This window comes from Kitasatospora sp. NPDC036993, assembly GCF_055607525.1.
Window position 1 is genome coordinate 1 of sequence record NZ_JBVJRP010000037.1, and the last position, 12,524, is coordinate 12,524.

Here is a 12,524-nt window from a genome sequence, read left to right on the forward strand (position 1 = left end):
GTCTCCACACCCAGGGTGTGGCACTCGACTGGGAGGCCGTCTTCGCCGGTCGCGGCGCGCGCCGCACCGACCTGCCGACCTACGCCTTCCAGCACGAGCACTTCTGGCTCAAGGCCACGTCCTCCGCCCCGGGCGACGCGAGCCGGCTGGGCCAGGCCGTGACGGGGCACCCGCTGCTGGGCGCGGCGATCGCTCTGCCGGACTCGGACGGCGTGCTGCTGACGGGCCGGGTGTCCGTCCAGACGCACCCGTGGCTTGCTGATCACGCGGTGTCGGGTTCGGTCCTGGTGCCGGGTACGGGTCTGCTGGAGCTGGCGATCCACGCCGGTGACCAGGTCGGCTGCGGCCGGGTCGAGGAACTGACCATCCAGGCCCCGCTCGTTCTGCCCGAGCAGGGCGGAGTCGCCCTGCGGGTGTCCGTGGAGGCGGTCGACGCCGACGGTTCCCGTCCGGTGGCGGTCTACTCCCGCCCGGACGACGCGACGGCAACGGAGCCGTGGACGCGGCACGCGGTCGGCTTCCTGGCGGCCGGTGCCACTGAGCCGGCGTTCGACCTGTCGGTGTGGCCTCCGAAGGACGCCGAGTCCGTGGACGTCGAGGACCTGTACGAGGACCTCGCCGCCACTGGCCTGGCGTACGGTCCGGTGTTCCAGGGCCTGCGGGCCGCCTGGCGTGCCGAGGATGCCGTCTTCGCGGAGATCGTGCTGCCCGAGGACACGTCGGTCGACGGCTTCGGCCTTCACCCGGCGCTGCTGGATGCCGCGCTGCACGGCATCGCGCTGGGCGACTTCCTGGCGGAGTCGGAGGGCGCGCGGCTGCCGTTCTCGTGGAACGGGGTCTCGCTGTACGCCACGGGCGCGTCCGTCCTGCGAGTGAAGGTGTCGTCGGCGGGCACGGACGCGGTGACGCTGTCGGTGGCCGACTCCTCGGGTGCTCCGGTCGCGGCTGTCGGTTCGCTGATGCTGCGCCCGGTGGATGCGGGCCAACTGGCTTCTGCGCGGCGGGCGTTCCATGAGGCGTTGTTCCAGCTGGAGTGGTCGGAGCTTGCGGTTCCGGAGTCGGTTGAGGCTTCGTGGAGTGTGCTGGAGTCGGGTGCGGGTCTGGCGGAGCTGGCTGCGGCCGGTTCGGTGCCGGAGCTGGTGTTCGTGCCGGTGGCGCCGTTCGAGGGCGATGACGTGGTGGGTGCTGCTCACCGGTCGGCGCTGGAGGCGCTGGCGTTGGTGCAGGGCTGGCTGGGGGAGGAGCGTTTCGCTGATTCCCGCCTGGTGTTCGTGACGCGCGGTGCGCTGGCCGATGATCTCGTCAACGCGCCCGTCTGGGGTCTGGTGCGTTCCGCTCAGGCGGAGAACCCGGAGCGGTTCGTGCTCCTGGACGTCGAGGACGGGGTGCCGGCCTGGGAGCGGCTGGCGGCGGTGGCACTGTCCGGTGAGCCGGAGGCGGTGCTGCGCGGCGACGGAGTCGTGGTGCCGCGTCTGACCAGGACGCCGGTCGCCGAGGGTGAGATCGTTCTTGCCGAGGGCGGCACGGTGCTGGTCACCGGTGGTACGGGTGCGCTGGGTTCGCTGGTCGCCCGTCATCTGGTCGCCGAGCACGGTGTCCGTCACCTGGTTCTGACCAGTCGTCGTGGCCTGGCCGCCGAGGGTGCGCAGGAGTTGGCGGATGAGCTGATGGGCTTGGGTGCCGTCGCGGTGGAGATCGCCGCGTGTGATGCCGCGGACCGTGACGCCCTGGAGAAGCTGATCTCGGCCGTCCCGGCCGAGCACCCGCTCACCGCGGTTGTTCACACCGCCGGTGTGCTGGACGACGGCGTGGTCGACTCGCTCACTCCGGAGCGGTTGGAGGCGGTGCTGCGTCCGAAGGTGGACGCCGCCCACAACCTGCACGAGCTGACCCGCGACCTGGACCTCAGGGCATTCGTTCTGTTCTCCTCCGCGGCCGGTGTGCTGGGTAACCCGGGTCAGGCGAACTACGCGGCGGCGAACACCTTCCTGGATGCTCTGGCTGCCCACCGCCACGCGCTGGGTCTGCCGGCGACGTCGCTGGCCTGGGGCGCGTGGGAGCAGAGCGGCGGTATGGCGGGTGGTCTCACCGAGGCCGACCGCCGTCGCCACGACGGCCTGACGGACACCGAGGGCCTCGCTTTGCTCGATGCCGCCTGGACCTCAGGACAGGCACTGCTCGTGCCCGTCCGCCTGGACCTGGCCGGCGTCCGCCGGCAGGCCGCGACGGCCGGTGTCCCGCCGCTGCTGCGGGCCCTGGTCCGCACCCCCGCCCGCCGCGCCGCGGCCGGGGAGCAGACGGGGACGGCGGGCACGGAGGCCCTCGCGGAGCGCCTGGCCGGCCTGGAGCCGGAGGAGCGGCGGGCCCTGCTGCTCGACCTCGTCCGGTCCCACACCGCGGCCGTCCTCGGCTTCGCGGGAGCGGACGACATCGACCCGAAGCGCGGCTTCCTGGAGCTGGGTGTCGACTCGCTCACCGCCATCGAGCTGCGCAACGGGCTCGGCAAGGCGACCGGACTGCGCCTCCCGGCGACGCTGATCTTCGACTACCCGGCCCCGGCCGGTGTGGCCGACTACCTGGCGGCGGAGCTCGGCACGGCGACGGACGAGACGGCGGCCCAGTCCGTCCACTCGGAACTCGACAAGCTGGAGTCGCTGCTCGCGGCGATCGCGGGCGGTTCCGACACCGGTACCGACGAGCGCTCCGGAATCACCGCCCGACTGCGGGCCGTGATGTCGCGGTGGACCGGAGCCCAGGCCGAGGCGGACGGCACGGACGAGGCCGACTCCCTGGAGTCGGTGACCGCGGACGAGCTGTTCGACCTCCTCGACAACGAGCTCGGCCAGTGAGCCCGCAGCCGCCCGTACCCACGCCCGCCGCAGCCCCTGCCGTAGCCCTCACAGTGGAGTGACCCCAGTGTCGAACGAAGAGAAGTTGGTCGACTACCTCAAGCGGGCGACGGCCGACCTGCGCGAGACCCGCCGCCGTCTGCGCGAGGCGGAGGACAAGGACCGCGAGCCCATCGCGATCATCGGCATGGCCTGCCGCTACCCGGGCGGCGTGACCACGCCCGAGGGGCTGTGGCGGCTGGTGGCCGACGGCGCCGACGGCATCAGCGAGGTCCCCGCCGAGCGCGGCTGGGACCTGGCGGCCCTGACCTTCGAGGAGGGCGAGGACGAGGACGGCCCCGGCGGGACACGCGTTCCGCAGGGCGGATTCCTGCACAGCGCGGGGGAGTTCGACCCGTACTTCTTCCGGATCTCGCCGCGCGAGGCGCTCGCCATGGACCCGCAGCAGCGGCTGCTGCTGGAGGCGTCGTGGGAGGCCTTCGAGCGGGCCGGCATCGACCCGGAGTCGGTGCGCGGCAGCAAGACCGGCGTGTTCGCGGGCCTGATGAACAACACCGACTACACGCCGTCCCCCGCGCAGGAAGGCCTCCCCGAGGGGATCGAGGGCTTCCTCGGCACCGGCGGCTCCGGCAGCGTGGCGTCCGGCCGCGTCTCCTACACCCTGGGCCTCGAAGGCCCGGCGGTGACGGTCGACACGGCCTGCTCCTCCTCCCTGGTCACCCTGCACCTGGCCGCGCAGGCCCTGCGCAACGGCGACTGCACGCTCGCCCTCGCGGGCGGCGCGACCGTCATGGCCACGCCCGGCACCTACCTGGAGTTCACGCGACAGCGGGGCCTCGCCCTCGACGGCCGCTGCAAGGCGTTCGCGGACGCGGCCGACGGCACCGGCTTCTCCGAGGGCGTCGGAATGCTCCTGCTGGAGCGGCTGTCCGACGCGCGGCGCAACGGGCACAAGGTGCTTGCGGTGGTGCGGGGTTCGGCGGTGAACCAGGACGGTGCGAGCAGCGGCCTGACCGCGCCCAACGGTCCGTCGCAGCAGCGGGTGATCCGGCAGGCCCTGACCAACGCGGGCCTGACCTCGGGCGACGTGGACCTGCTGGAGGCACACGGTACCGGCACCACGCTCGGTGACCCGATCGAGGCGCAGGCGCTGCTGGCCACGTACGGGCAGGGCCGCGAGGGTGGCGAGCCGCTGTGGATCGGCTCGTTCAAGTCCAACGTCGGCCACACCCAGGCGGCGGCCGGCGCGGGCGGCATCATCAAGATGGTGATGGCGCTGCGCGAGGGCGTCATGCCGCAGACCCTGCACGTGGACCGGCCGTCGACCAAGGTCGACTGGTCGGCGGGCGCGGTCGAGCTGCTGACCGAGGGCCGTGACTGGCCGGAGCTTGGTCGTCCGCGCCGTGCGGCGGTGTCGTCGTTCGGCATCAGCGGGACCAACGCGCACGTGATCCTGGAGCAGGCCCCCGAGGAGGAGCCGGCGGAGGCCGTCGCGGTCACTGTCGACGCTCCGGTCGCGTGGGTGGTGTCGGGCAAGTCGGAGGCGGCGCTGCGGGACCAGGCCGGACGGCTGGCGGCGTTCGTGGGGGAGCGGCCGGAGCTGTCGCTCTCGGATGTCGGGTACTCGTTGGCGGTGTCGCGGGCGCGGTTCGACCACCGTGCGGTGGTGTCGGGTGCGAGCCGGGAGGAGCTGCTGGCCGGGCTGGCAGGTCTGGCGAGTGGTGAGGCGTCCGGCGCTTCGGTGGGCCGTGGCAAGCTCGCGTTCCTGTTCACCGGGCAGGGCAGCCAGCGGACCGGCATGGGGCGGGAGCTGTACGCGGCGTTCCCGACCTTTGCCGCCGCCTTCGATGAGATGTGTGCCAGGTTCGAATTCCCGTTGAGGGAGGTGGTGTTCGAGGCTTCGGAGCTGCTGGACCAGACGGCGTACACGCAGGCGGCGCTGTTCGCCGTCGAGGTGGCGCTGTTCCGCCTGGTGGAGTCGTGGGGCCTGAAGCCCGACTTCCTGGTCGGCCACTCGGTCGGTGAGATCGCGGCCGCGCACGTCGCCGGGGTCCTTTCCCTGGATGACGCGGCGAAGCTGGTCGAGGCGCGAGGCCGGCTGATGCAGGCCCTGCCCACGGGTGGTGCGATGGCCGCCATCGAGGCGACCGAGGCCGAGATCCTGCCCCTGCTGGCGGGCCGGGAGTCGGAGATCGCCGTCGCGGCGGTCAACGGGCCGACGTCGGTGGTGGTTTCGGGTGACGAGGCCGCAGTGCTGGAGGTGTTGGAGCACTGGAAGAGCGAGGGTCGTAAGGGCCGTCAGCTGCGGGTGAGCCACGCGTTCCACTCGCCGCGGATGGAGCCCATGCTGGCCGAGTTCCGCGCGGTCGCGTCCGAACTCACCTACTCCGAGCCGAAGTTCGCCGTGGTCTCCAACGTCACCGGCGAGTCGGCGACCGAGCTGACCTCGCCCGAGTACTGGGTGCGGCACGTCCGTCAGGCTGTTCGCTTCGCCGACGGCATCGCCTACCTCGCCGCTCAGGGTGTCACGAGGTTCCTGGAGCTGGGTCCGGACGGCACCCTGTCGGCTCTGGCGCAGGAGATCACGGACGGCCACTTCGCTCCCGTTCTGCGCAAGGACCGCCCGGAGGCGCTGTCCTTCACCCAGGCCGTCACCGGTCTCCACGCCCGTGGCGCCGAACTGGACTGGGACGCGGTGTTCGCCGGTCGCGGCGCGCGCCGCATCGACCTGCCGACCTACGCCTTCCAGCACGAGAACTACTGGCTGGACCTGCCCAACGTTGCGGGTGACGCCGTCAGCCTCGGCCTCGGGAAGACCGTTCACCCGTTGCTCGGTGCGGCGATCGCTCTGCCGGAGTCGGATGGCGTCCTCCTGGCAGGTCGCCTGTCCCTTCAGTCGCACGCGTGGCTTGCTGATCACGCGGTGTCGGGTTCGGTCCTGGTGCCGGGTACGGGTCTGTTGGAGCTGGCGATTCACGCCGGTGACCAGGTGGGCTTCGGTCAGGTCGAGGAGCTGATGCTCCAGGCCCCGCTCGTCCTGCCGGAGCAGGGCGGTATCGCCCTGCGCGTGTCGGTGGAGGCGGCCGGCGCGGACGGTCTGCGTCCGGTGGCGGTCTACTCCCGCCCGGACGGCGCCGAGAGCGATGAGCCGTGGGTTCGGCACGCGTCGGGTCTGTTGTCCGATGCCGCGCCCGTGGCGCCGGAGGGCCTGTCGGTGTGGCCTCCGAAGGACGCCCAGCCCGTCGGCATCGAGGACCTGTACGAGGGCCTGGCCGCCACCGGCCTGGCGTACGGTCCGGTGTTCCAGGGCCTGCGCGCTGCCTGGCGTGCCGAGGGCGCGGTGTACGCGGAGATCGTGCTGCCCGAGGACACGTCGGTCGACGGCTTCGGTGTCCACCCGGCGCTGCTGGACGCCGCGCTGCACGGCATCGCCCTGGGCGGCTTCGTCACCGAACAGGACAGCGCGCACCTCCCGTTCTCCTGGAACGGTGTCTCCCTCCACGCCACCGGCGCCTCGGTGCTGCGCGTCAAGCTGGCCCCGGCCGGCACCGACGCGGTGTCCATCGTCGCCGCCGACGAGACCGGCGCCCCCGTCGCCACCATCGGTTCGCTGATGCTGCGCCCGGTGGATGCGGGCCAACTGGCTTCTGCGCGGCGGGCGTTCCATGAGGCGTTGTTCCAGCTGGAGTGGTCGGAGCTTGCGGTTCCGGAGTCGGTTGAGGCTTCGTGGAGTGTGCTGGAGTCGGGTGCGGGTCTGGCGGAGCTGGCTGCGGCCGGTTCGGTGCCGGAGCTGGTGTTCGTGCCGGTGGCGCCGTTCGAGGGCGATGACGTGGTGGGTGCTGCTCACCGGTCGGCGCTGGAGGCGCTGGCGTTGGTGCAGGGCTGGCTGGGGGAGGAGCGTTTCGCTGATTCCCGCCTGGTGTTCGTGACGCGCGGTGCGCTGGCCGAGGATCTCGTCAACGCGCCCGTCTGGGGTCTGGTGCGTTCCGCTCAGGCGGAGAACCCGGAGCGGTTCGTGCTCCTGGACGCCGAGGACGGCGTCCCGGCCTGGGAGCGGCTGGCGGCGGTGGCACTGTCCGGTGAGCCGGAGGCGGTGCTGCGCGGCGACAAGTTCGTGGTGCCGCGTCTGACCAGGACGCCGGTTGCCGAGGGCGAGGTCGTTCTCGCCGAGGGCGGCACGGTGCTGGTCACCGGCGGTACGGGCGCGCTCGGCTCCCTCGTCGCCCGTCACCTGGTGACGGAGCACGGTGTCCGCCGCCTCATCCTGACCAGCCGTCGTGGCCTGGCCGCCGAGGGCGCGCAGGAACTGGCCGACAAGCTGGTCGAGTTGGGAGCCGCCTCGGTCGAGATCGCGGCCTGCGACGCCGCCGACCGTGAGGCGCTCGCCGCCCTCCTGGCCACCGTCCCGGCCGAGCACCCGCTCACCGCGGTTGTTCACACGGCCGGTGTCCTGGACGACGGCGTCATCGACGCCCTCACTCCGGAGCGGTTGGAGGCGGTGCTGCGTCCGAAGGTGGACGCCGCCCACAACTTGCACGAGCTGACCCGCGAGCTGGACCTCAGGGCATTCGTTCTGTTCTCCTCCGCGGCCGGTGTGCTCGGTAACCCGGGTCAGGCGAACTACGCGGCGGCGAACACCTTCCTGGATGCTCTGGCTGCTCACCGCCACGCGCTGGGTCTGCCGGCGACGTCGCTGGCCTGGGGCGCGTGGGAGCAGAGCGGTGGCATGGCGGGTGGTCTCACCGAGGCCGACCGCCGTCGCCACGACGGCCTGACGGACACCGAGGGCCTCGCTCTGCTCGATGCCGCCTGGACCTCAGGACAGGCACTGCTCGTGCCCGTCCGCCTGGACCTGGCCGGCGTCCGCCGGCAGGCAGCGACGGCCGGTGTCCCGCCGCTGCTGCGGGCCCTGGTCCGCACCCCCGCCCGCCGCGCCGCGGCCGGGGCGGCCTCGGCGGCCCGCGGCGAGTGGGCGCAGCAGTTGCTTGCTCTGGGTGCCCCCGACGAGCGGCGTGCCTTCGCCCTCGCGCTGGTCAGGGCGCGGGTCGCGGCGGTGCTGGGCTTCCCGAACGCCGATGTGGTGGAGCCGGAGCGGGCGTTCAAGGAGATGGGCTTCGACTCGCTCACCGCCGTGGAGTTCCGCAACCAGCTCGGTGCGGCGACGGGTCTGCGGCTGCCGGCGACGCTGGTGTTCGACCACCCGAACGCGGTGGCCGTCGCGGACTTCGTCGTGGCCGAGGTCACCGGCGCCCATGCGGTGGTCGAGGTCGGTGCGCGGACCGCGACGGCCGCGGACGACGATCCGATCGTGATCGTCGGCATGGCCTGCCGCTACCCGGGCGGTGTGACCACGCCCGAGGGGCTGTGGCAGTTCCTGCTGGCGGGCGGCGACGGCATCGTGCCGTTCCCGACCGACCGCGGCTGGGACCTGGAGCGGATCCTCATCCCGGATCCGGAGCACCCCGAGGACGACTACGTCCTGGAGGGCGGTTTCCTCCAGCAGGCGGCCGAGTTCGACCCGACCTTCTTCGGGATCTCGCCGCGCGAGGCGCTCGCCATGGACCCGCAGCAGCGGCTGCTGCTGGAGGCGTCGTGGGAGGCCTTCGAGCGGGCGGGCATCGACCCGGCTTCCGTGCGCGGCAGCCGGACCGGCGTGTTCGCCGGTGTGATGTACCACAACTACGCGGCGCGGGTCACGGAGGTTCCGGAGGGGATCGAGGGCTTCCTCGGTACGGGCGGCTCCAGCAGCGTGGTGTCCGGGCGAGTCTCGTACACCTTCGGTTTCGAGGGCCCGGCGGTGACGGTCGACACGGCCTGCTCCTCCTCGCTCGTCACCCTGCACCTGGCCGCGCAGGCGCTGCGCAACGGCGAGTGCACGCTGGCGCTCGCCGGTGGTGTGACGGTGATGCCGAACCCCGACACCTTCTCCAGCTTCGCCCTCCAGCGCGGTCTGGCGCTGAACGGCCGCTGCAAGCCCTTCGCGGGCGCGGCCGACGGCACCGGCTGGTCGGAGGGTGTCGGCATGCTGCTCGTGGAGCGGCTGTCCGACGCGCGGCGCAACGGGCACAAGGTGCTTGCGGTGGTGCGTGGTTCGGCCGTCAACCAGGACGGTGCGTCGAACGGTCTGACCGCGCCGAACGGTCCCTCGCAGCAGCGGGTGATCCGGCAGGCGCTGCTGGGCGCCGGCCTGTCCACGGGGGACGTGGACGTGGTCGAGGCGCACGGGACGGGGACCCGACTGGGTGACCCGATCGAGGCGCAGGCGCTGCTGGCCACGTACGGGCAGGGCCGCGAGGAGGGCGAGCCGCTCTGGCTCGGGTCGATCAAGTCCAACCTCGGCCACACCCAGGCGGCGGCCGGCGTCGCGGGCATCATCAAGATGGTGCTGGCACTCCAGGAGGGCGTCCTCCCGCAGACGCTCTACGTGGACGAGCCGACCCCGCACGTCGACTGGTCGGCGGGCGCGGTCGAGCTGCTCACGGAGGCGCGGGACTGGCCGGAGCTTGGTCGTCCGCGCCGTGCGGCGGTGTCGTCCTTCGGCATCAGCGGGACCAACGCGCACGTGATCCTGGAGCAGGCTCCGGACAGCGCGCCGGTCGAGGTGGCGGAGGCCACCGTCGATGCCCCTGTTTCCTGGGTGGTGTCGGGCAAGTCGGAGGCGGCGCTGCGGGACCAGGCCGGACGGCTGGCGGCGTTCGTGGGGGAGCGGCCGGAGCTGTCGCCGGTGGATGTCGGCTTCTCGTTGGCGGTGTCGCGGGCGCGCTTCGACCACCGTGCGGTGGTGTCGGGTTCGAGCCGGGAGGAGCTGCTGGCCGGGCTGGCAGGTCTGGCGAGTGGTGAAGTGTCCGGCGCTTCGGTGGGCCGTGGCAAGCTCGCGTTTCTGTTCACCGGGCAGGGGAGCCAGCGGGCGGGGATGGGGCGTGAGCTGTACGAGGCGTTCCCGATCTTTGCCGCCGCCTTCGATGAGGTGTGTGCCCGCTTTGAATTCCCGTTGAGGGACGTGGTGTTCGAGGCTTCGGAGCTGCTGGACCAGACGGCTTACACGCAGGCGGCGCTGTTCGCCGTCGAGGTGGCGTTGTTCCGCCTGGTGGAGTCGTGGGGTCTGAAGCCCGACTTCCTGGTCGGCCACTCGGTCGGTGAGATCGCGGCCGCGCACGTCGCCGGGGTCCTTTCCCTGGATGACGCGGCGAAGTTGGTCGAGGCGCGGGGCCGGCTGATGCAGGCCCTGCCCACGGGTGGTGCGATGGCCGCCATCGAGGCGACCGAGGCCGAGGTGTTGCCGCTGTTGGCGGGCCGGGAGTCGGAGATCGCCGTGGCGGCGGTCAACGGGCCGACGTCGGTGGTTGTTTCGGGTGACGAGGCCGCTGTCCTGGAGGTGTTGGAGCACTGGAAGGAGCAGGGTCGTCGGGGTCGTCAGCTGCGGGTGAGCCACGCGTTCCACTCGCCGCACATGGAGCCCATGCTGTCCGAGTTCCGCGTCGTGGCGTCCGAACTCACCTACTCGGAGCCGAAGTTCGCCGTCGTCTCCAATGTCACGGGCGAACTCGCCACCGAGCTGACCTCGCCCGAGTACTGGGTGCGCCACGTCCGTCAGGCTGTGCGCTTCGCCGACGGCATCGCCTACCTCGCCGCTCAGGGCGTGACCACGTTCCTGGAGCTGGGCCCCGACGGCACCCTGTCGGCCCTTGCCCAGGAGATCACCGAGGGCCACTTCGCCCCGGTCCTGCGCAAGGACCGCCCGGAGGCACTGTCCTTCACCCAGGCCGTCACCGGTCTCCACACCCAGGGTGTGGCACTCGACTGGGAGGCCGTCTTCGCCGGTCGCGGCGCGCGCCGCACCGACCTGCCGACCTACGCCTTCCAGCACGAGCACTTCTGGCTCAAGGCGACTTCGTCCAGCGCCGGCGACGCCGCAGGTCTGGGCCAGGCCGCGACGGGGCACGCACTGCTCGGTGCGGCGATCGCTCTGCCGGAGTCGGATGGTGTCCTGCTGACGGGTCGCCTGTCCCTTCAGTCGCACGCGTGGCTTGCTGATCACGCGGTGTCGGGTTCGGTGTTGGTGCCGGGCACCGGTTTGTTGGAGCTGGCGATTCACGCCGGTGACCAGGTGGGCTTCGGTCAGGTCGAGGAGCTGATGCTCCAGGCCCCGCTTGTTCTGCCGGAGCAGGGCGGTATCGCCCTGCGCGTGTCGGTGGAGGCGGCGGGCACCGACGGTCTGCGTCCGGTGGCGGTCTACTCCCGTCCGGACGGCGCCGAGAGCGATGAGCCGTGGGTTCGGCACGCGTCGGGTCTGTTGTCCGATGCCGCGCCCGTGGCGCCGGAGGGCCTGTCGGTGTGGCCTCCGAAGGACGCCCAGCCCGTCGGCATCGAGGACCTGTACGAGGGCCTGGCCGCCACCGGCCTGGCGTACGGTCCGGTGTTCCAGGGCCTGCACGCTGCCTGGCGTGCCGAGGGCGCGGTGTACGCGGAGATCGCGCTGCCCGAGGACACGTCGGTCGACGGCTTCGGTGTCCACCCGGCGCTGCTGGACGCCGCGCTGCACGGCATCGCCCTGGGCGGCTTCGTCACCGAACAGGACAGCGCGCACCTGCCGTTCTCCTGGAACGGTGTCTCCCTCCACGCCACCGGCGCCTCGGTGCTGCGCGTCAAGCTGGCCCCGGCCGGCACCGACGCGGTGTCCATCGTCGCCGCCGACGAGACCGGCGCCCCCGTCGCCACCATCGGCTCGCTGATGCTGCGCCCGGTGGACGCGGGCCAACTGGCCTCCGCACAGCGGGCGTTCCACGAGGCGATGTTCCAGCTGGAGTGGACAGCGCCGGTGCTGCCGACGGCCGAGGTCGCCACGTGGGCGGTACTGGGTGCGGCGGAGGACGTCTTCGCCGGTGGCACCGCCTACGCCGGTCTGACGGAGGCGGCTGCGGCCGTGTCCGTGCCGAAGGTGCTGTTCGTGCCGGTGGCGCCGTTCGAGGGCGAGGACGTGGTGGGCGCCGCTCACCGCGCGGCTCAGGAGGCGCTGGCGCTGGTGCAGGCCTGGTTGGCGGAGGAGCGTTTCGCGGACTCCCGCCTGGTCTGGGTCACTCGCGGCGCGCTGACCGATGACCTGGCCGGCGCCCCGCTCTGGGGCCTGGTCCGCTCCGCCCAGGCGGAGAACCCGGAGCGCTTCGTGCTCCTGGACGCCGACGAGTCGGTGACCTCGGAGCTGCTCTGGTCGGTCCTCGGCTCGGACGAGCCGGAGGCGGCGGTGCGCGGTGGCGAGATCGTGGTGCCGCGTCTGACCAGGACGCCGGTTGCCGAGGGCGGGTTCGAGCTGGACGAGGGCGGCACGGTGCTGGTCACCGGTGGTACGGGTGCGCTGGGTTCGCTCGTCGCCCGTCATCTGGTCGTCGAGCACGGTGTCCGTCACCTGGTTCTGACCAGTCGTCGTGGCCTGGCCGCCGAGGGTGCGCAGGAGTTGGCGGATGAGCTGATGGGCTTGGGTGCCGTCGCGGTGGAGATCGCCGCGTGTGATGCCGCGGACCGTGACGCCCTGGAGAAGCTGATCTCGGCCGTCCCGGCCGAGCACCCGCTCACCGGGGTCATCCACACGGCCGGTGTCCTGGACGACGGCGTCATCGACGCCCTCACTCCGGAGCGGTTGGAGGCGGTGCTGCGTCCGAAGGTGGACGCCGCCCACAA

General features: G+C 72.2%; 2 protein-coding genes. Both read left to right on the plus strand.

Translation table 11 applies throughout. From position 1 onward, the window contains the following. Nucleotides 1-2,849: type I polyketide synthase (locus tag ACZ7C5_RS37640; RefSeq protein WP_470324427.1), on the plus strand; the 2,849-nt coding region annotated here is incomplete at its 5' end. Between the two features lie 67 nt (nucleotides 2,850-2,916). Then, nucleotides 2,917-12,524: SDR family NAD(P)-dependent oxidoreductase (locus tag ACZ7C5_RS37645; protein WP_470324428.1), on the plus strand; the 9,608-nt coding region annotated here is incomplete at its 3' end.